At 54.8% G+C, this 20647-nt stretch carries 20 protein-coding genes; 9 read left to right on the forward strand and 11 right to left on the reverse strand.

Going from position 1 to position 20647, the window contains the following annotated elements; all coding sequences use genetic code 11:
• The first annotated feature begins 39 nt into the window (after positions 1-39).
• Entirely contained in the window at positions 40-1830 is a 1791-nt protein-coding gene (locus NQU17_10760; GenBank protein UUM11131.1) for a transposase, read from the forward strand.
• Positions 1831-2527: 697 nt separating this feature from the next.
• Here the strand turns inward: NQU17_10760 and NQU17_10765 are convergent.
• Positions 2528-2719, reverse strand: coding sequence for a GlsB/YeaQ/YmgE family stress response membrane protein (locus NQU17_10765; GenBank protein ID UUM11132.1), 192 nt, complete (start codon positions 2717-2719; stop codon positions 2528-2530).
• Between the two features lie 292 nt (positions 2720-3011).
• Positions 3012-3239 (reverse strand): hypothetical protein, encoded by a 228-nt coding sequence (locus tag NQU17_10770; GenBank protein ID UUM11133.1) that lies wholly within the window; start codon positions 3237-3239, stop codon positions 3012-3014.
• A 262-nt stretch (positions 3240-3501) separates the two neighbouring features.
• On the opposite strand from NQU17_10770, the gene NQU17_10775 reads away from it, so the two are divergent.
• The 6 genes from NQU17_10775 to NQU17_10800 are packed head-to-tail and all read left to right on the forward strand — an operon-like array spanning position 3502 to position 6352.
• A complete protein-coding gene (locus NQU17_10775) occupies positions 3502-3630 on the forward strand; it encodes a hypothetical protein (protein ID UUM11134.1) in 129 nt (42 codons plus the stop codon).
• A complete protein-coding gene (gene folE / locus NQU17_10780; GenBank protein UUM11135.1) occupies positions 3623-4183 on the forward strand; it encodes a GTP cyclohydrolase I FolE in 561 nt (186 codons plus the stop codon). Before NQU17_10775 ends, folE begins: the two co-directional genes overlap by 8 nt.
• A gap of 14 nt (positions 4184-4197) precedes the next feature.
• Entirely contained in the window at positions 4198-5046 is an 849-nt protein-coding gene (gene folP, locus NQU17_10785) for a dihydropteroate synthase (GenBank protein ID UUM11136.1), read from the forward strand.
• Positions 5039-5410, forward strand: a complete 372-nt coding sequence (folB, locus tag NQU17_10790) for a dihydroneopterin aldolase (GenBank protein UUM11137.1) — start codon at positions 5039-5041, stop codon at positions 5408-5410. The genes folP and folB overlap by 8 nt, the downstream gene beginning before the upstream one ends.
• On the forward strand, positions 5403-5876 hold the full coding sequence (gene folK / locus NQU17_10795; GenBank protein UUM11138.1) for a 2-amino-4-hydroxy-6-hydroxymethyldihydropteridine diphosphokinase: 474 nt from the start codon (positions 5403-5405) through the stop codon (positions 5874-5876). Before folB ends, folK begins: the two co-directional genes overlap by 8 nt.
• Positions 5876-6352: an HD domain-containing protein gene (locus NQU17_10800; protein UUM11139.1), complete on the forward strand. Its 477-nt coding sequence runs from the start codon at positions 5876-5878 to the stop codon at positions 6350-6352. Before folK ends, NQU17_10800 begins: the two co-directional genes overlap by 1 nt.
• Before the next feature lie 372 nt (positions 6353-6724).
• Here the strand turns inward: NQU17_10800 and NQU17_10805 are convergent, their stop codons facing one another.
• From NQU17_10805 to NQU17_10835, 7 genes are all read right to left on the reverse strand, one after another.
• Positions 6725-7792 carry a hypothetical protein gene (locus NQU17_10805; protein UUM11140.1) on the reverse strand — a complete coding sequence of 356 codons (1068 nt, stop codon included), beginning with the start codon at positions 7790-7792 and terminating at the stop codon, positions 6725-6727.
• Positions 7779-10139, reverse strand: coding sequence for a PEP-utilizing enzyme (locus NQU17_10810; GenBank protein UUM11141.1), 2361 nt, complete (start codon positions 10137-10139; stop codon positions 7779-7781). The genes NQU17_10805 and NQU17_10810 overlap by 14 nt, the downstream gene beginning before the upstream one ends.
• Before the next feature lie 40 nt (positions 10140-10179).
• On the reverse strand, positions 10180-11079 hold the full coding sequence (locus NQU17_10815) for a UbiA family prenyltransferase (protein UUM11142.1): 900 nt from the start codon (positions 11077-11079) through the stop codon (positions 10180-10182).
• On the reverse strand, positions 11063-11926 hold the full coding sequence (locus NQU17_10820) for a phosphatidylserine decarboxylase (protein UUM11143.1): 864 nt from the start codon (positions 11924-11926) through the stop codon (positions 11063-11065). The genes NQU17_10815 and NQU17_10820 overlap by 17 nt, the downstream gene beginning before the upstream one ends.
• Entirely contained in the window at positions 11923-12540 is a 618-nt protein-coding gene (locus tag NQU17_10825) for a CDP-alcohol phosphatidyltransferase family protein (GenBank protein ID UUM11144.1), read from the reverse strand. The genes NQU17_10820 and NQU17_10825 overlap by 4 nt, the downstream gene beginning before the upstream one ends.
• Complete coding sequence (locus tag NQU17_10830; GenBank protein UUM11145.1) at positions 12537-15107, reverse strand: PEP-utilizing enzyme; 2571 nt, start codon at positions 15105-15107, stop codon at positions 12537-12539. Before NQU17_10830 ends, NQU17_10825 begins: the two co-directional genes overlap by 4 nt.
• Before the next feature lie 303 nt (positions 15108-15410).
• Positions 15411-16001, reverse strand: coding sequence for a CDP-archaeol synthase (locus tag NQU17_10835; GenBank protein ID UUM11146.1), 591 nt, complete (start codon positions 15999-16001; stop codon positions 15411-15413).
• A gap of 303 nt (positions 16002-16304) precedes the next feature.
• Here NQU17_10835 and NQU17_10840 point away from each other — a divergent pair, with 303 nt between their 5' ends.
• Both NQU17_10840 and NQU17_10845 read left to right on the forward strand, forming a co-directional pair.
• Positions 16305-17621 carry an aminotransferase class I/II-fold pyridoxal phosphate-dependent enzyme gene (locus tag NQU17_10840; GenBank protein UUM11147.1) on the forward strand — a complete coding sequence of 439 codons (1317 nt, stop codon included), beginning with the start codon at positions 16305-16307 and terminating at the stop codon, positions 17619-17621.
• A gap of 739 nt (positions 17622-18360) precedes the next feature.
• Positions 18361-18828 carry a hypothetical protein gene (locus NQU17_10845; protein ID UUM11148.1) on the forward strand — a complete coding sequence of 156 codons (468 nt, stop codon included), beginning with the start codon at positions 18361-18363 and terminating at the stop codon, positions 18826-18828.
• Between the two features lie 420 nt (positions 18829-19248).
• Here the strand turns inward: NQU17_10845 and NQU17_10850 are convergent, their stop codons facing one another.
• Both NQU17_10850 and NQU17_10855 read right to left on the reverse strand, forming a co-directional pair.
• Entirely contained in the window at positions 19249-19776 is a 528-nt protein-coding gene (locus NQU17_10850) for a hypothetical protein (protein UUM11149.1), read from the reverse strand.
• Positions 19777-20026: 250 nt separating this feature from the next.
• Positions 20027-20536, reverse strand: coding sequence for a general stress protein (locus NQU17_10855; GenBank protein ID UUM11150.1), 510 nt, complete (start codon positions 20534-20536; stop codon positions 20027-20029).
• Between the last annotated feature and the right edge of the window lie 111 nt (positions 20537-20647).

The raw sequence follows: 20647 nt of genomic DNA on the forward strand, positions 1-20647 counted from the left end.
TTTTTAGTATAATTATACTAAAAATAGGAGGGGATAACAATGGCTCGTCCCACGGATTCTAACAGCCCTTACCGGGTATCGATTCATCACAATAATGGATACCACTATGCCAGTACACAGCCGGCCAGAGTGAACCCAAAGACCGGAAAACGGGAATACCGTCACGTTTATTGGGGGACGGTAACAGATGATCTTAAGTTTATTCCGGGAAAGAATTATCTTCTGGAGTCTATTGAGGAACGAGGTAAACTCATCTTCCCGGAAGGATGGGATCTAAGTGAAATTGACAAACTGTCAGGACGACGGAAGGCGGGAAGGCCGGTTATTGAAAGTCAGGATGAGAACCGGCTCTATGGCGACATATGGCTGTTGGAGAAGATTGCGGAACAGACCGGCCTGAGATTCGACCTAATGAGCACATTTGATGGGGACAAGGAAAAAGTTGATACCCTCATGACATTGGCCCTCTATCTTCTTTGTGGACGAGAGACCTATAACCAGCTGGCTTCCTGGCAGCGCATAGCCAAGACCCCCTGGGCAAAGCCACTCTCTTCTCCGTATATTACCAGGTTTACCCAGTCCATTACAGAGCAGGATCGCATGGCGTTCTTGCGTCTGCGGGCACGCCGACTCCACGACAATGAGCTGTGTGCCGTCGATTCCACAAGCTGTTCCAGCTACGGACACTCGCTGGCGGATATCCATTACGGGCGGAACAAAGAACAACTGCCCCTTCCACAGACCCTGGAAGTAGTAGTCTACACCCTGGATGGCCACATGCCAGTCTATTATCGAAGCTTTGCCGGAAACACCCCTGACTCCCGAAGCCTGGCCGTGATCCTGAAGGATTTGAAACAGGCTGGCATGAAACGAATTATCCTGATCACTGACCGGGGGTATGAATCGATCCGCAATCTGGAACTATACATCGACCAGCAGCAACGCATGATCATGGGAACCAAAACCGGCCAGAAACACGTTCGTCAGTTGATCGATGAATTCGGAAACTTCGGCCACCACCCGGAGGGTATGCAAGTGGATCCGGAGGAACGGATCTACTATCTGCAGAAAGATATGGATTACCAGATCGAAGGGCAGCGTGACAACCTTAAGAAAGCAGATAATCTGAAACTGAACCTGTACTTTGATCCCATCCGCCGAGGCAATGAACTGACGGATCTGGACATTGCTCTGGCAGCTCAAAAAGAAGCCTTGGAAGCGTCCCTTGTTAACCAAATCCCCTTGGATGATGATGAAACGCTGAAACAGGTCTACCGGTTTTATCGGTTGAAGTATAATGCGAAAACTCGAATCCTGGAGGACTTCAGCCTGGATGAGACCAAGGTCATCCGGTGTCGGCGAGAAGCAGGTTTCTTTGCCAACACGACCCATGGTTTGGACATGGATGCGTTGAGTGCTAACCGGCATTACAGGCTGCGGGATGAACAGGAGAAGTATTTTGCCCTGATGAAAGGGGTCCTGGGAGCCGACCGCCAGCGTACATCAACGGAAACTGGAAAAATTGGTCGTTCCTTTATTCTCTTTGTTGCCCAGATCATGGGCTGTTACCTAAGCCATGTCCGCAAAACAAAGCTGGGCGAACAGTTTCATTCGGTAGCGGATGTGTTAAACGAGATGAGGCCGATTCGCTATATCGAGCACCCCAACACGAAGGCGTACATTACCCCATTTGTGGGGAAGCAGGTGGACATATGCGAGGCTCTTGGCTTTGAGATCCCTGAGGGATGCGCCCCGGACTACGTGGTGAAAAAGACGAACAAGGGTAAGCGCGGACGTCCACGTAAAAATCAATTGGTCGTTAAGGAATAGTTTCTAGTATAAAACTCTGTAAAACTCAGATAAATATTGGTGGGGCTACGGTTATCGTTTTTATTCAAGCGATCAAGCTCGGGCGTATGCAGACAATGTAAGTTCAAAAGCTCTGATCGGCGCGACTGCGACCGCCATAAAAAGTGCTTTGTTCGGCCCTGGAGCACCACTCATTACTGGAACTGGAATCCTGTGGAGTGCTTACAGGATAACGCTGGCTGAAGATGTACGAAAAAACGCGGATTATCACAACCGGCTGGCACTGGATGTTTCGTGGGTAGCGATCTACAAATTATACTCATTTTAAGGGGTGGCGGCTATGACTGACAATTTCATCATATTAATTGCAATCTATGGAATCGGCTTTATTCTATACCTCTTGTTCGGGAGAAAACTAAAAGCCAAGTACCCTCCTTGGGTGCCAGTATTTGCAAATGGGTTTGAGCTGGGCTTTCTGGTTGCTGCGATCATATTTTCCATTATATAAGTGACCAGAAAGTTTTTTGCAATGATAACGCATGGAGTATCTGAACGTGAAAAGGTGCTGCTGCAGCCTCGAGAGGCTTGCAGCAGCACCTTCCATTTTTTGATCATGAGTCGACCGGATGGTTCGGCTGACTATGGATCCAGACGAAGTTCTGTGAGTCTGATGTACGAATCATCCCAGAGTAGCAGGATAAGTGTTTTATCGTTAAGTCTAGAATCCTCTGCCGGTAACGAGTCGCTTCAGGAAAATCAGAATCGCGGCTCCGATCACCGAGAACAGAAGACCTTCCATGCTGAAGTCGTTAAAGCTCGTTTTAAAGAAAGTTGAGGCCAGCCAGGAACCGAGGAAGGAACCGACGATACCGACAATGATGTTCATAACGAGGGATTTCTGATCATTCATGATAATCCCTGCGATCCATCCTACGATTGCTCCAAAGACTAACCATAATATAATACCCATAATATACCTCCAAAATGTTTTAATATTTATCCAAAGTCCGTACGGACGATTGGTCGTTTCAAATGGCGTTCGATTTTTTCATTCCTGAAAATTTTTAATGATCGGATGGTTCACTTAGTTTTGACCGCAGGAAACACATCCTTGTGTCGATCCGGTTCACCCGAGCTGATGATCGGCTCTCTTCACCGGTTTGGTATTTGAAGGAACGGCTCTATCCGATGGATGCCTTATTTTACTCTTCGGGCGGTGCGGTCTCCGATTGATCCATCGTCAGTTCTTCCGTCTGGTTCTCCGGTGTCTGACCTGGGATCGTGGGAACGCCGGTCGATTTTATTTCATAGCGTCTGGCCTGATTGACCGGGCGGTCGATCACGTCATTCTTCGTCAGATGATCTTTCTGCGGCTTAACATCCTTGTTAAAGTCATACGTTTCTCTGGGATCTTTTTTCTTCTCATTCATGATGCGGCCTCCTGGAGAAATTGTTTGTTCTTGATGTTTTTATTATAATCCATTATTTAGGATATAAATAAAAACAAAAATTGATTGAAGTTATTAATACGTAAATATTGTATCGAACCTTTGTATTTCGTCATAATTCGTTCATTTCATAGCCTATTCGACCATATATTATCCGCAATTTTGAACAGAATGAAAAGCATGAGCCTGGTGATTCATCTGAACTCCACCAATATTGCTATATCTGCCATGGTTTGGTGGTAAAATGGAAGTAATCAGAAACGCTTACGTCCGATGGCAGCGGCTCCCAGTGGGAGCGGTGCGCTGCTCGTATTCCGGCTCGCTGTTTCAGGACAAAACCAATAAGCATCAGAAGGAGACCCATTATGGATAAACAACGAATTGAAAATGCCGTCCGCGAGATCCTCTCCGCCATCGGCGAAGATCCCGATCGCGAAGGTCTGGTGGATACACCAAAGAGAATGGCGAAAATGTATGAAGAGATTTTTTCAGGATTAAGCGAGGATCCCAGTGATCATCTGGCCGTCTACTTCCAGGAAGAAAAATATGAAGAGCTTGTTCTGATCAAGGACATCCCCTTCTACTCCGTGTGCGAGCATCACCTGGTTCCATTTTTCGGAAAAGCCCACGTTGGGTATCTGCCAAAAGGCGGCCGACTCACCGGACTGAGCAAACTGGCCCGGGTCGTGGATACCGTCGCCAAGCGCCCGCAGCTGCAGGAACGGCTGACCTCAACCATTGCCGATCTGATCATGGAGAAGCTGGAACCCTATGGGGTCATGGTGGTCATTGAAGCAGAACACATGTGCATGACCATGCGCGGCATCAAAAAGCCGGGATCCAAAACCATTACCTCCTGTGTCCGCGGCACGCTGGCCTCTGATCCCAAATCCAGATCAGAAGTTCTGTCCATGATCATTAAGTAGCAGGGAGGCACGTCATGAATCAAGTCAAACGGCCCGTAATTACCATGAACTGCCGCAACCGGCAGCTGGCCTTTGGTGAGAAGACACTGATCATGGGCATTCTCAATGTGACCCCGGACTCGTTCTCGGACGGCGGAGACTTCACCGACGTCGACCGGGCCGTGGCTCATGGCCTGGCCATGATCGAGGAAGGAGCGGATGTCATCGACCTGGGCGGAGAATCTTCCCGACCGGGGCATGTTCAGATCACCGCCGAAGAAGAACTGGGACGGATTCTTCCGGTCATCGACCGCCTGACGGCGGAAACCGGCACGATCCTGTCTTTGGACACCATCCGCTCCGAGGTAGCCGAACAGGCCCTGCAGCATGGCATCCACATGATCAATGACATCTGGGGACTCCAGGGGGATCCCGCCATGGCACAGGTATGCGCCCGCTACCAGGCCCCGGTCGTCATTATGCACAATCAGGATGGAACCGATTATGACGATCTCATGGCCGACATGGTCCGGTTCTTCAAAAAATCACTGGCCATCGCTCATGAGGCCGGAATCCCCGATGACCAAATTATCCTGGATCCTGGCATTGGCTTTGGAAAAACACCGGAACAGAACGTATACGTCATGGGGCACCTCGAGCCGATCATCGAGCTGGGCTACCCCGTGCTTCTGGCAACCTCCCGGAAAAGCACCCTGGGAAAAATTCTGGATCTTCCGCCCAAGGAACGGATGGAAGGCACCCTGGCAACGACAGTCCTTGGAATCGCCCAGGGTGCAGATATGGTTCGAGTGCACGATGTAAAGGAAAATTTGCGAGCTGCGAAAGTAACGGATGCAATCATCCGAGGGAACTGGCATGGATAAGATCTTATTGGAAAATATGCATTTTTATGGCTATCACGGTGTGCTGGCCGAAGAGAAAGTATTGGGACAGAAATTCTTCGTCGACGCCCAGCTGCTGCTGGATCTGAGACAGGCCGGACGGACCGATGACGTGAATGATACGGTCAGCTACGCACAGGTCTATCGGCTGATTGACGCCATTGTCACGGGAGAACGCTTCGATCTGCTCGAAGCCCTGGCCCACCGGATCTGCGGTCAGATCCTGGCGGCCTTCGACAAAGTGGAAGAAGTCCATTTAACAGTGAAAAAGCCGGGCGCCCCCGTAAACGGCCACTATGACTACTTTGCCGTCACCGTAGTGCGGAGGCGAGCGGATTATGACTAGGATATTCCTGGGTCTGGGCAGCAATCTGGGCGAGCGCCGGGAAAACATCGAACGTGCCCTGGAGCGGCTCAGCGAGCAGGTGCGCTTGACGAAACGCTCCTCCTTCTATGAGACGGAACCCGTTGGCTATGATGACCAGCCCTGGTTCTACAATATCGTCGTCGAAGGCGAAACCGATCTGGAACCGGCTGAGCTCCTGCGCTTCACCCAAAGCATCGAACAGGGCATGAAACGGGTGAAAACCATCCGGAACGGTCCGCGCAACATCGACGTGGACATCCTGATCTACGATGAGATTCGGGTTAAGACAGACACCCTGGAAATCCCTCATCCCCGCATGCGGCAGCGAGCCTTCGTTATGGTTCCGTTGTCTGAAATTGAGCCGGATCTCGTGATTTACGGCACACCCCTCCGGGACATTCTGCAACAGCTCCAGGGTGAAGCCATCCGGAAAGTGACCGACTGATGGAACGCGTCGACTGCATCCTGCAGGATCCGGTTTTTCTGGAATACCTGAAAAAGAACGAGGCCGCGGAACAGACCCGAATCTTCTGCCACCATGATCTTCCCCATTTTCTGGACGTCTGCCGCATCGGCATGATCCTTAATCTGGAGCGGGGACTGAACCTGGAAAAGGAAATCATTTACGCAGCCGGTCTGCTCCATGACATCGGCCGCTGGATGGAATACGAGAACGGCACGGATCACGCCCTGGCCAGCGCCCAGCTGGCGGAAGCGATCCTTAGGCGCTGCGGTTTCCCAGAAGACCAGACCGATCAGATTCTGGGGGCGATCCAGGCTCACCGCAGCCGGGACCATGCCACAGCCCTCAGCAAAATATTGTACGAAGCCGACAAAGCCTCCCGCATGTGCCACACCTGCCCCGCCCGGAGCCAATGCAAGCATTTCCTCCATGGCGAAATCTTCCGCATGAAATACTGATCCGGATCCTGAGCGGCATTTTAGGCCGGCAGCCCATCGTCTGATCAGCAAACGGTATCCTGAACCAAATAATCAATGAACCAAATAAGCAGAGAACCAACGAATCAATTGTTTAACCGATCCAACTGCCTAACTTAGGGTAACCCTTAAGCCGTACATTTTGCTTATTTGCTTATTTGCTTATTTGCCTATTTGCTCCCTTGCTTATTTGCTCCCTTGCTTATTTGCTCCCTTGCTTATTTGCTCCCTTGCTTATTTGTTCCCTTGCTTACTTGCTTACTTGCTTGCTTACTTATTTATCACCCTTGCTCAAACACAGCGCCCCACCCGGCGGAATCTCAGGGTGGGGCGCTGTGTTTCATTCGATTGAACTCACCGGGAGGTGTCCAGATCCAGACGGTAGAGCCCGTAATGGGTCGTGGCTTCGATCAGCTCTTTTTCAAACCCGGAGGTGACCTTGCCCTTCTGCATCAGGGTGGATACCGCGGGCAGGCCTTTGGCTTTGAGAAATTCCAGCGTTTCGCAGTAGAGGGCTCCGCTCAGCCCTTCATAGCCATGCCTGACACCGGAATAAGACAGGACGATGTGCCGGGGCCAGAGCCGGGTCCGGATCAGATGGATCAGTCGGACGACGGTGCTGCCTTGAACCAGGTCGTTCTGATAGTCCGGGAAGGAGATGAAGAACCCGACGGGAAGCTCCCCATCATAGGCCAGAACAATCAGCCGGGGATCGCTGATGGATTTCAGGTCCCGGAACATGGCAATGAAATTTTTCGCCGATATGGGAACAAATGCCGGAAAATCCCGGTAGAGTTCCATCAGCAGGCCATGAATGTCTTCCAGATAACGGTCGAACTGGCGAAAATCCGGATGGATCAGCCGGATTCCGCGGCTCTGCATCAGACGCCGGCGCTGTTCAAACCGGGTCAGCGCATGATCCGGCGGAATCGCCCGGTAGTAATGGGAGGAATACTGACTGATCAGGCGGAACCCGCCCTGCTCAAACAGACTGGGATAGTACGGCAGGTTCTGCGGCTCACCCATGAACACCCGGTCCGGCTGATCCAGCTTCAGGCGGTAACCCACCCAGAAGCTGACATCCACCGGGCCGGTGACCGAAGTTCGGCCCAGGCGGAGCGCTTCTTCCCGGGCTCTCTGAAACAGGGCATTGGCACAGGCGGGGGCATCGATGCACTCAAAATACCCCAGAAACAGCGTATCCAGGCCCGGACTGGCCGTCAGGGTCATCCGTCCCACCACCCGGTTCTCCCGGCGCAGCAGAAAATGACGGATTTCGGCCGTATCCGACAGCGGATGGCTGCCCTCCAGAAACTGCCGCACCACAGCCGTATTCTGATGGTGTCGCCGGCCGTAGAGCGCCCGCGGCAGGTTTAGAAAGTCGATCCTGTCCTGTTCGGTTTGGACTTCAATTACGTTCATGTTCTTCCAGCCTCCTGATTTCCCCGGTCTGACCATTGATCTGTACCCGCTCCCCGTCCCGGAAGCGCCGGAGTGCCCCCGGAATTCCCACCACCATCGGCTTGCTCAGCTCCCGGGCAATGATGGCCGTGTGGGACAGCAGGGAACCCTTTTCCGAAATGATCCCCGCCGAGCGGGTGAGCAGAAACACCCAGCCGGGATCGGTCTGGCGCGTCACCAGGATCTCATCCGGCTCCGGCATCACCCTGGATGAATCCTCAACCCGTCGGATTCGGCCCCGCGCCATGCCTGCGGAGACCCCCACGCCCATAATCGGTCCCGACTGAGAATCCGGTGCCTGAACGGCATCCGGCAGGATCCGGTCAAAGGCCGGACCGGCGAATTCCAGCCGCGAGAGCATCGGCAGCCGTCCGAACTGGTCATACCGCTGCCGCCGTTCTCTCACCGCCTGTTTCAAATCACTTCCTCCGGTCATTGCTTCCTGTTGAGTCAGCCAGAAGACATCCCTGGCATCGTCCAGTTCCCCGGCCTGAACAAGGAGCTCGCCCAGTCGCAGGAATATTCCCCGGGCCATGCCGAAAATCCTTGTCCGGTTCAGCCGGGAAACTTCCCGGTTGCGAATGGCCCGGGCGGCGCGGCGGTAAAGCCATCTGCCCAGACCGCGAGGCATGACCGGCGGTTGGTCGTCCCGGTCATCGGTCAGATTCCCCTGGGTCTTCAAGGCCCGCAGGGTCTCAGCCAAAAGTTCCGGATTTGTCCGGAAGGTTCTGGACTCCAGCTTCAGTTCCTCCAGATAGCGATCCCCGTATTCCGCCAGATAGTCCCGCAGCAGATCCGGAAAGGGTCCCGACTGCGCCAGATACTGCTGAATTTGAGTCGCATCCGTCAGTTCCAGCAGCTGGGTCGGGGCGATTCGCGCCATATGCCCCAGGAGCTGTACCGGCCTGAGACTGGCCACTTCCCCCAGCCGGGTGATTTCCCCGGCAAAGGCAGAGGCGTCCCGCCCCCTGAATCGTCGGAGCAGACCGGTCAGCACAAAGGCATGAAGGTCATTGAGCAGGGTAACATCCCAGCGGCTCAGCAGCTCCGCCTTCATCCGATCGTACCGCTGCCTGAGTTCTTCCCGGGAGAGCTCGGTTACCGGAGACTGCTCCAGCTCCCGGCGAAACGCCTGAAAATCCCGATCCAGCCGGTCCATCTCCCGGGGTACTGAGACCAGTGCCCGAGCCAGCCGAATCAGACCGCAGGCCCGCTGCAGCGGACTCAGAGCGATCTCGGCCTTTGGAATCCCTCGCTGATTCACCCCCATCATGTCCTGCCACAGCGGAATATACCAGGAGGACAGCGGCAGCAGCTTCATCAGCTGATACCAGTGGTTGATCTGGTAATACATCCGGCCCGAGGAGGCCGTGACCATCTCCCCCGCCAGGGTTTCCAGCGCCGGGGGCAGACTTTGTCCGAACATCCGGGACATCAGTCCCCGGAAAATGCCGGCATAGGCGGTCCGGGCAAAGTCAATGGACAGCGGCAGGGTCAGCCCGGGATAGCTCTCGGACAGGTTGCTGTTGTCCAGAACGGTGACGTCTTCTGACAGTGCGGTTATGGGTCGAGCCTGCAACAGCCACAGCTGTCCCTGCGCCAGGGCGAATTCCGCATCCACCGGCCAGGGAAAAGCCTGACTCAGGGCCAGACCGGCCTCGATCAGCGTGCGGCGCTGCGGGGCAGACAGCTCCGGCGAGCCGGGCTGGCGCAAGATCAGCTCCGCCTTGTCCTGCCGATGGTAAATCAGAGTCGTCACCGGAACCTGATCCGTCACAATGCCGCTGCCCACGCCATAGCCTGTCACCACTGCCAGTTCGTTGAGCAGCCCCTGAGGATTGACCGTGAACAGAACTCCGGAGAGCTCGGGCTCGACCATCTCCTGCACAATGACCGTCATTGCCCCGGCCAGCGGCAGCCCCCGGGCCGCGGCAAAGGCCCTGACCCGCTCGGCTCTCGCGGAGGCCAGGCAGTCGCCGATGCGCTCAGTCACTTCCCCGGCGGGCACCCGCAAAAATGTTTCAAACAGACCGGCCATGGCTGACTCGGCCTGGTCCTCCAGCTCGGAGGAGGAACGCACGGCGTAGTACCTGCCCTCTTTCAGAAAGCCTTCCAGCGCTCTTTGATCGGACTCCGCCAGTGACCAGGGCGCGGGATCCAAAGAGGCCTGGCTCAATGACGCCGCATTGCCTCCCTGAACCATCGGTTGAACCAGCAGAAATTCGGGCACGCGAAAGCCGGCCTTGCGAAGCAGATTCAGCGACTCGGCCTTGGATCCGATGGATCGGGGGGAAGTGATGTTATGCATGGCATTCAGTCCTCCTGGCAGTTGCTTGTTCATACATGTCTCAGGCCGGTCCCAGCAGCAGATGGATGGCTACTGCCGCCACCATGATGGATTCTGTGAGGATGGTGTAGCGCTCCACCTTGTCAATCAGCCGGAATCGGTCCGGATCCGCAATGAACCGGGAAAAATCGCGGGTCATGACGGCCACGTTGGCGGCCAGTGCCGCTGCCAGCGGCCGGTTGATGGACCAGATCAGAATCAGATTGGTCAAAATATCCACCAGCGTCAGCACCTGGACAAACCGGGTGGCCCGGCGAACCCCCCACAGACTGGAATAGGTGACATACTCCGTTTCCTCCCGGGGAGCGCGGATCTTGCGGGCCACCTCCCAGATCAGTCCCGGAAAGTACAGGGAAAAGGCCAGAAGCACGGCCGGCAGCGTGACCGCCGGCAGACCGTACTTGATGACGGTAAAGGAAATGATGTAGAGATTCAGGATCATCAGCACCGGATTGTGGGTCACCACCGCCAGCAGCAGACTGTTCCGGATCCGCTCCCGGGCAAAGAACCAGACCGACATGGCCAGGCCGTAGCCAAACAGCAGCAAAAACCAGACCAGATTGTTCATCCAGAGGAAGTTGAGCACCAGCGCCGGTGCCAGGACCAGAACCAGCAGCCCCCTCAGGTCGCTTTTCCGGACCCGCCCGGAGGGCAGCGGACGCTGCGGGAACATCAGCCGGTCGGTCTCATAATCTTTGAAATCATCGGCAATGCGCAGAAACAGAAGAAAGGCAAAAACGGTAAAGACGCCGATGAGTTCCTGATGATTCAGGTCAAACCGGGTGACCTTCTGGTTCAGCAGCAGGACAAAATAGATTTCGAAGAAAATCAGGCCGGCGACGAACAGCCGGGGGAGAACCGGATACATCTCCTTCAGGTAGATCCTAAGTCGCCCCCACATACGTTCCGATCCTTTCGCCCTGGCGCACCCGGACCTCATGACCTGCCGCCGTTTCGCGGATCAGATCCAGATCGGGCTGCACCATTCCTTTCTGATACAACAGAATAATGGTGGATCCGCCGGGCTCAAACCAGCCCCGTTCCTGGTACTTCACCGGCCGCTGGGCCGCATGGTAGCGGATCCGGCCCACCAGGAGCGCTCCGACTTCCATGACCCCCACCAGACCGCGTCGGGTTTCCAGGATACTGTAGCGTCGCTCATTTTCTTTCAGCACCGGTTCGCCGTCGGACAAAGCAGACACCGTGTGGAGCCGCCCTGGGATCTTGCGGATGGGGCGTCCGCTGAAGGCGCCGTTCTCCGTATAGAGAAAGCGGTGGCAGTCATCCAGCGACAGCCGGATCAGAAACAGGTGCCCGCCGCGAAACAGCTCGGCGGCCTCATGGCCCCCCATCAGTTCGCGCAGGGTATACAACCGGCCCTTGACCCGGACTTTGAGGTCTTCTCCGATGCGGTGAACCATGACTTTGCCGTCGCTGGGACTGATGATCTCATCGGGCTCCGCGGCGGGCAGCGCGTCCTTTTTGTAGGCGCGCAGGAAAAAGTCACGGAAATGATCATAGGGATAGCCCTCGAACAGCTCCGGATCAATGCCATGGGCTGCCATCAGAGCATCGATCCGCCTGCGCCGGTACAGCTTCTCCAGCACCCAGGCCCCCTGGTCGGAAAAATTGGTGCCCAGAAAGATCGATCGAATCGGTCGAGCCCAGTTTTGATAAAGCAGACGCAGCAGCGAGCCGCCAAAGGGCCGGTCCTCCCCATAGGAATTGGTTTTCCGGTCATAAATCATCGCAGGATCACCTCCGCCGCGTACAGCAGCACCATCAGGACCGCCAGTCCGAGAAGCCGCAGGCTCATGGCCCGATCCGGCTTTCTGACCTTCAGATCAATGACAAAGGCGGCCGCAACGGCCACCAAGGCCAGCGGCCAGACCACCCCGGTGACCACCGGCGGCAGGAAAGCCAGGGGCAGGTACAGCAGGGGAAAGATCAGCGCCGCATAGGTTACCGGCAGGCCGTGATAAAACCGGCCGTCCCGGGTCGACTCCGTGCCCTTGAGGTTGAAATAGGCCAGGCGGATGATGGCCGCCAGGACATAGAGGGCCGCGCAGCCCAGTACCAGAGGCCCGGTTCCGCAAAGTCTCAGGGTCAGCACCGCCGGCAGGGCAGCAAAGGACACCATGTCGGCCAGGGAATCGATCTCCCGGCCAAAGGCTTTCTCCTCGTCGTCCCGTTGAAAGCGCTCGGCCACGGTACCGTCGAACAGATCGCACAGGCCGGCCAGAATCAGGCAGATCATCGCCTGGGCGTACTGCCCATTCAGAGCAAAGCCCAGCCCGATGACAGCCAGGATTACACCCAGGTAGGTCAGCAGAACGGACCCATTGTATTTTCCGATGATCATAGACTCTCCTCCCGGTAAATCGTTCCCGTCGCTCCGTCCATGGTAATCCAGTCGCCGTCCCGGATCGCCTCCATGGCTCCCCGGACGCCTACAATGCAGGGGATGCCGTATTCGCGGGAGACAATGGCGGCATGGCAGAGAGCTCCGCCGTATTCAGTAATGACGCCGCTCAGCAGGGCGAACTTGCTCGTCCAGCCGGTGTCGGTAAAGCGGGTAACCAGCAGATCGCCAGGGGCAATCCGGTCGATGTCCTCCAGACCGGCGATGACCCGGGCCCGGCCCCGGATCCGTCCGCCGGAAGCGGGAAGTCCGGTCAGAACGGCCTCGTTCCAGCCGGCACCGGTGGGCAGCGGATGACTGACCGAAGCCCCCTCTCCGATTTCATTGTCGCTGGCATAGCTGCGGAAGCTTTCCGTATAGTCGCGCCCCCGGCGAACGGCGTCACGAACCTGCTCGGGGGAAAGCTTCTCCTCCAGCAGGGCCAGGATCTGCGTCATGGTCAGGAACCACAGGTCCGACGCCTGCTCCAGGATTCCGTCCTGAACCAGGAGATCGGCCAGCTTCCGACTGGTTTGCCGGATCAGGTGATAATAGCGTGTGGAAATGTCCCGGAACTCCTCGCGCCACCACAGCAGCTGCCGGATTCGCTCCACCTTCTGACTGACCTTTTGCCGGACGGCGGAACCTTTGGTCCGGCCGACGCCATCCAGCGCATCGAGATACTGCAAATGCACCCGGCGTTTGGCTGCCTCCGGCCCCGATTCATCGGGGAGCGCCAGGGCATCCCGCAGCGATGCGATGAGCGAGGCGGGATCCTCCGCGAAATCCGGCCAGGAAATATCCAGTTCCCGGTCGGAGTGGTAGCCGTAACGCTCCCAGACCGTCCGCAGCTGATCCAGACCGTTTTCCGAAGCGCCGCTGCGCAGGGCAGCGGACAGCTCCTCCGGTGAGTGGTCCTGCCAGTACCGCACCGCGGATTCGCTGCCCAGAATCTGCCGTGAAACATCCCACAGGTCATAGAACGGCCGCAGATGGGAAACGTTGGTCAGACCGCCGATGAGGTCATAGTAGCCCGCCTGGTCGGTGTGCTTTAAGATGGCATCCCGCTGAAGACTGATCTGAATCGTATTGATGAAGATCTGGCGAAAGTAAATACCTTCACTTTTCAGATACAGATCCCGCACCAGACGGATCCAGGCGGCCTTCAGGTCATTGCCCGACAAGTCTGCCAGTTCCCGGCGGAAGCTGTCGTAGCCGGTCAGGAGTTCCTGCTTCAGCGTTTCGTTCTGACTCAGGCGTTTCTTCAGAATCTGCTTCTGAGCCAGCGCCATGGACAGAAGATTGGCCGCGCGGCCCGGACTCCAGTCCGTCACCGCACCCTCCCCCGCATAGGTTGGTTCAATGCCCAGTTCCTCGTCAAAGGCCCGTTCCCGGTAGCCGGGGACTTTGGCCATGGCGGCCTTGACCACGGACAGATTCCAGTACATGCGGCCGAACCGGACCAGCGACAGGCCACGCAGTTCCTTCGGACGGAGAATGCGCGATTCCAGAAGGAAGTCTTTCAGCTGGGTGTCCCATACATACTGGTACAGGCTCAGCATCAGAGGCTTGCTGACGGTGGCCGAAACGCCTCCGTCCTTGAGATCCGCCGTCGTCCACTGATCGGTCAGCCCGGCATAGCGGATTTTCGTGACCGGTCTGGTCTGCAGGGCGTAGTTTCGCCCGCCGACCACGGCAAATTCGACATCGACCGGATGTCCGAAGAGTTTCTGGATTTTCAGAGCTGCCCGGGCCAGAACGCGGACCTGTCCGCGGCTCAGAAGCGACTCCGCTGCCGGCAGACTGATCTTGTCCCGGTACCAGTCGCAGGTGAAGGTCTGGGGCGTAGCCTGACCGGATACAAGGGCGTCGCCCAGTCCCCGGACCGCTTCGATCACCACTTCCGTATCTGCTCCGGTATTGGGATTGACCGTGAACATGACACCGGCCAGGTCGGCCGGGACCATCTCCTGAATCAGAACGGCCAGTGACGCCTTGGCCGGATCCAGTCCCTGGTGGAGCAGGTAAGTCAGAACCGGACGCCGCCACAGCGAGCGGATGCAGTCCAGGACGCGGTCCGAAACCGCTGAGATCGGCACGTTCAGCCAGGTCTCATATTGTCCGGCAAAGGACGCCTCGGCCAGATCTTCCAGCGTGCCGGACGATCGGACGGCCCAGCTGCCCTCTGCGCCCAGGGCATCCCGGATGCTCTGGCGCTCCGGCTCACCGAGCTTCAGGTTCCGTGACAGCTGCTCGAGGCGATTCGCCACATCATCCACCGTATCCGGAGTCAGCCCGGACAGGGCGTTCCGGACCGGTTCCAGCAATCCCTGCTGGTCAAGCAGCGCTTCCACCGCCTCCCGGGGGATGACCCACCCCGGGGGCACCCGGAAGCCGGCGCGCGTCAGCGCAGCCAGGCCGGCCGCTTTATTGCCGCAGCTCTTCGGATCCACGGCGTTTTTCAGTTCAATCAGTTTCAGTTCCATATCTGTCTCCCCATCCATAGCGGGTGATTTGTTGTATCTCATGAATTCATTCAGGGAAAGAACCCGATCCCTGTCAATCCAGGAATCATTTCATCACGGTCTCTTTGCCGGCTATTGCTTCAAATCGGACTTTCTTCTCTGATCGTTCGCTGTCGGTTCTCCCGGCTGGCGGTTCTCTCACGGCTGCCCCCTCGCTGTCGTCTCTGTCTCGGCCGCCATCTCTGTGATCTCTGTTTCGGCCGACTGTCTCTGCATCTGCTGTCTCTTTTGACTGTCTCTGCAGGCTCCGACTCTGTCAACTGTCTCTACCACTCTCCCTGTACTGCAAACTGATCGAATCATTCCTCAGAACATATTTTTACGAAGTTTCAACAGATACAGCAGCATATTCAGCAGGAGGTGGGTCAGGCTTCCGGCCAGGAGGGCTAGGACAAATATCCCGCCCGCGATGGGCCAAAAGAACCGGAGTACAATCAGGATTCCCAGAACGGAGTCAGCCTGGTCCCAGAAAACGAAGAACCATTTCCAGGATCCGGCCGGAGCTTTTCCCGGGGTGATGCCAAGCCGACGCTTCAACCAGGAGTTGGGCAGTTCGGCCAAAGCGTACCCCAGTCCCAGCAGTCCGCCAGTGATCAGGTTCCACTCCGGAGTATTGGATCGGATCCGATAGAGCAGGTTTGACTGCTCCAGACCGAGGGATGGCAGCAGTCCGCCCCAAAACAGCGCGCTCAGGGCTCCCAGGCCGATCATGCCGAGAAAACCCTTCCAGGTTTTGTGGTCACCCAGCAGACGATATCCATCTGACCGGATGATCCCCCGATCCATGGGGATGGCCAGGGACAGGGCCCAGGGCAGCCGGACCCAGATCATATTCAGAACCCCGGCCAGGATCGCCGGTGCCAGTGTCACATATATTTCGCCCAGTCGATTCAGCACGTTGTCCGCTCCTTCCCTTGCTATTCCTCTATATTTTAACCCACCGCAAGCCAATCGCCGTGACATTCCAGTGACAATTCACCAAAACGTCATGATTGGACGACTGCATGGATTTTTCGCCGCACGACTTCTCCGTTGCCGTTTTTTCAAAACAGGTCGTTTTCAGTTCGGCAAAACTTATGAAATCGGTAAGAAAAAGCCGAAATTATACGCTTCAGAAAGGAGTAAAGGGTTAAAAATGCGCTATAATGGAAGCGACGAAACAAATTATCTTTTTATTAATTTTTCCGGGAGGTCTTGAAATTGAGTAAACCAGTATTGTCTGCCCATTTTGAATCCAGAACCCCATCCGATGTTCGCCTGGCCCAAATGAAATACGCCGAGCGAAAAGTCAAGCCGGAAGCCGTCATTAATGTCGGCATCGGAAATGTATCACTGCCCACCAATCCGGCCATGATGGACCGGATGTTCCATCTGGATGCCCCGGGCAGCCCCTTCAACAAGGGAGTCGTCCGCTACACCGCCACCGGCGGATTCGACGAGACCAAAGATGCTTTCATCAACATCCTGAAATCCCAGGGGTTTGATACCTCCAAGCTTCAGGTCATGGTTACCGATGGCGGATCCACCGCCATGGAATTGCTGATTGTCGGAGTCTGCGGACCGGCCGGATCCAGCGAAAAGCCCCTCATGATGATTGACCCGGCTTACACCAACTACATTTCCTTTGCTGAACGCCTGGGCCGCAAGACGGTCACCGTCAAGCGGAAAATGAGTGTAGATGGGAAATTCGACCTGCCGGAACTTTCCACAATAGAAGCGGTGATCAAAGAAAGCAAGCCCGCCGCTCTTCTCGTCATTCCTTACGACAATCCCACCGGTCAGCTCTATGACATGACAACCATGAAGGCGCTGGCTGAACTGTGCGTCAAGTACAACCTGTGGATGGTCAGCGATGAAGCATACCGTGAACTGTTCTATGTCGACAATCCGGAACTGGTCTCCATCTGGGGAATCACCGATAAGGAAGTTCCGGGCATTGAAGGCCGCCGCATCGGAATCGAAACGGCTTCCAAGGTTTGGAACGCCTGCGGTCTGCGCATTGGCGCGATTGTAACCGACTCCCCGGAATTCGCCAACCGCTGCCAGGCTGAATATACCGCCAACCTTTGTGCCAACGCCATCGGACAGTATATTTTCGGTGCCCTGGCTCACCAGAGCAAGGAAGAGCTGAACAACTGGTGCAGAGACCTGCGCAACTACTACGGCGATACCATCAAGAGAGTATCCGCCCGGTTTAAGGAACTCGAACCCCGCCTGATTATCTCCAGCCCCGACGCGTCGATCTACAGCGTCATCGATGTCCGGGACGTGGTCAAGCCAGGATTTGATTCCATCGACTTCACCCTGTTCTGTGCCGGAGAAGGTGTAGTGGATATGGATGGGGTCAGCACGACCCTCCTTTGCGCACCCATGAAGGGCTTCTACGACATTCCCGCCGGCGAAGCCAATCCTGGATCCACTCAGTTCCGCATCTCCTACGTGGAATCTCCCGAAGGCATGATGAAGGTTCCGGAGCTGTTTGTCGAACTGCTCCGCCAGTACGAAGCCAACCGTTAATCCACTCCCTCAGGATTCCCCTGAAGGGCAATCGATCCAGCCAAAGAGGCGAAGGAACATCCCACCCGGATGTCCCTTCGCCTTTTCTTTGTCTTCCCATCATCGGGTCTTGCCATGATGAGACAGAAACGAAACCTGCTCAGCGCTGGGATTCGTGTTCCGGAATGAATGCCCCACCGGATCTCTTCGTCCATTCGCAGGAAGCACCCCCTCCGTCCTCGGAGGGTGGGTGCTGCTCAGCCGGCAGACATGAGCCCTCCAAGTCCAAGCTTGCCAGGGGTGGCCCTATGCTCCCTGGGCAGAGTGGCAGCCAAAGCTCTCAGGATCCGGATCATTCGCTGATTGCCGTTTGGCAGAATACTGATCCATGCTTGAAACCTCGAAATATCATAATAAATGATTTCGTATGAATGGGAAGGATTATTCTGCCATCAATTCTCTGGAAGATGCCCTTTCACCCATTTATCAATCGATTCATCAAAATACATCTGTTTTTTTATGAATTATTCCGAACTACTTATTCCGGTATTATCCTTATATTTCAGGTATATAATTTAAATATCAGTTCATAATAGCCAATTATTTATTATTTAATTTTATAAAATTAAATTTTACTTTCCTAATAAAATAATGCTACTATTATTTATAAACAGGCATGACAATGTCCAAGTGGAATTATCCGGTCACTTCCCAATCCTGCCGATTTCCGCATAGAAGGTAAATAAGGCGACAGCTTAGCATGAAAAAACCAAAACTGAAAATTATTATCGGATGCGTTCTATTGATCAGTGCCATCTACATTCTGTTCTATCGGCCCGCCTATTTCTCTGCCACTATCTGGGGCAGCCGATTTGATGCCGTTACGCTGATCGATGCCCAGGGGAAAGAATCACCCATCGATTTGGATGCCCACCCGGAAATCCAACGCGGTTGCTTCCTGTCTTCGTTTCTGGCAAATAGATTCCGAAGAACTTACCTGAGCAAACCAGAAACTCAAACCAGCATTGTTTTATCGGTAACCGGCAAAGACAAGAACGGGAATCTGATGAAACGCAATGCCCGATTCTATGAGGATGGCCATGTGGAACTGAACACCTTCGGCAATGATGCGGATATAAAAAGCGGGATGTACAAACTTGCATCCGATCATCCAATAGACTATGCCGCCTTGGTGGAGAGTCTCCAAGTAATTATGAAAAATCCTTAGGTTCTGTCCCTTCCTCGAATGGGTTCCAAATCCTCCGAACGGGCCCTGACAAAAAGTCGTGCTATTTCTTAAGGTTTTCCCCAGTTGATCTTGATCCGCCAACATACATACTGGGAAGCGACGGCTGTGGATCAATTCCCGGCTGAAGTCCAAATCAGACAGTCCCAATCAGACAGTCCGAATATTAGTGGAAGCGAGTATTCCTCTTGAATCTCATGAAAATTCATCAAGATTAAATGGCAGGTTGAAGAATCCTTCAACCTGCCATTCTCGATTGGTTTCCTGTACGCGGGTTCCCAAACAGCTGCCGCTTAGCGACAGCATGGCCTGTTGTCGGCTGTCCTGCTGCCGTCATCCCTGGATCCGGATGGGGATGAATCAAACCAGTCCGTAACTGCCTCCTAAAAATATCGTCAAGGCCTAATCCCGAAGGTTGTACCCGACAATTTGTCCGGTAACTGCATCAACTAATTTTTCCACGTTGCCGGTGATTTGGTAATTCTCCGACCGAAAAGTCACCAGATAAACCTGCTGCCCCTGGTACTCCTCCGGTACGTAATAACGGTCAGAGGTTATGCCATTCGCTTGGATCAGCTCAACAGTACCGTCGCTCCAACCGGCAATTGCTTCGATTTGCTCCGCAGGCTCCAACTGACTCCAGGTGTTTTTCAAAACCTGTTCCACCTGAATCCGGCTGACTGCGTCATTCTCCCGGCGATTGCTTACATAGAACAAAACCGGGGCAAAGAGAATGACCAGTCCGACCACAACGATCCCCGTTCTAAAAAAATTCCTGTTATGCATCATCAATCCTCCGATTAACCAGGATCCGCAGCCCGTTCGATCCAGGCAGCTTCCCCGAAAGCTTGTTAAGGAAATACTAACAGTTTTTTTTAACAAATGAAACCTGCCTGGATTGTTTTTTATCAATGTTTGCGATTTGTTCATCAAAAGCATCCTGCCCTTATCGTACGGATGAGTGCAACGAACCCCCATGAGGTCCGGTCTGCTCTGGCCTAAAGGGGGTACGGCACATGGAAATATCTGATAATGTCGAACTGACAGAGGGCCAGGCTGCGTGAAGTCTCAACCTGACCCTGTCTGACTGTTTCATTTCTGCCGGAGATTCCCACCGGAGATTCCAACCCGAGATTTCCTCTGAGATTCCTGACGGAGATTCCGGTTCAAAATTCCTGCGTTAACCGCGCTGCTTATCCTGCGCTACTTTTTGCGCAACCTCCACCGTGGTATCGGCTTCCTCTCGATCAGAACCGGTTGAACCGAATCGTTCGGCGTCCTTGCGCACGCACAGAACCACATCCCCTTTCTGGTAACTTTCGCCGGCGAAGTCGGATCCGTCACTGCAGGACAGAATGTTGACATCTTTCTGGGAGTCCTCCGTAATGCGTCGGGACAACTCTTCATTCTGAGTGTAGACATAGATATCGGCTCCCCGATAGCCCAGCTTGTTCAACTGGCGGATCGCCCGGTCAGTGCCTTCTTCATCGCGGTAGACACCGAAAATCTGTTTGTCTTTAAGCTGTTCGTTCAGCTCGCCCTCTCCCGGGATAATATCCAGATGGAGTGCTTCCTGATCGGTTTCGCGGTCGGGAACCGGTACCTGAGTATTTTTCCGGTTCTGACTGATGCTGTGTGCCTCTTCTGAATTTGCATTCAGGTTCTGATTGAGCTTCCGATGATCGTTCAAGGATTACCCCTCCTTTTGCTGCATGGTTATAGGGATAGTATAGGAAATATTCCCGGTCCGGTGTCTGAATTTTGTTTGAACGACACTGACTCCGAGGATGGAATCATAGGG

This window comes from Clostridiaceae bacterium HFYG-1003 (assembly GCA_024579835.1).
Classification (GTDB): Bacteria; Bacillota; Clostridia; order Clostridiales; family Clostridiaceae; genus JG1575.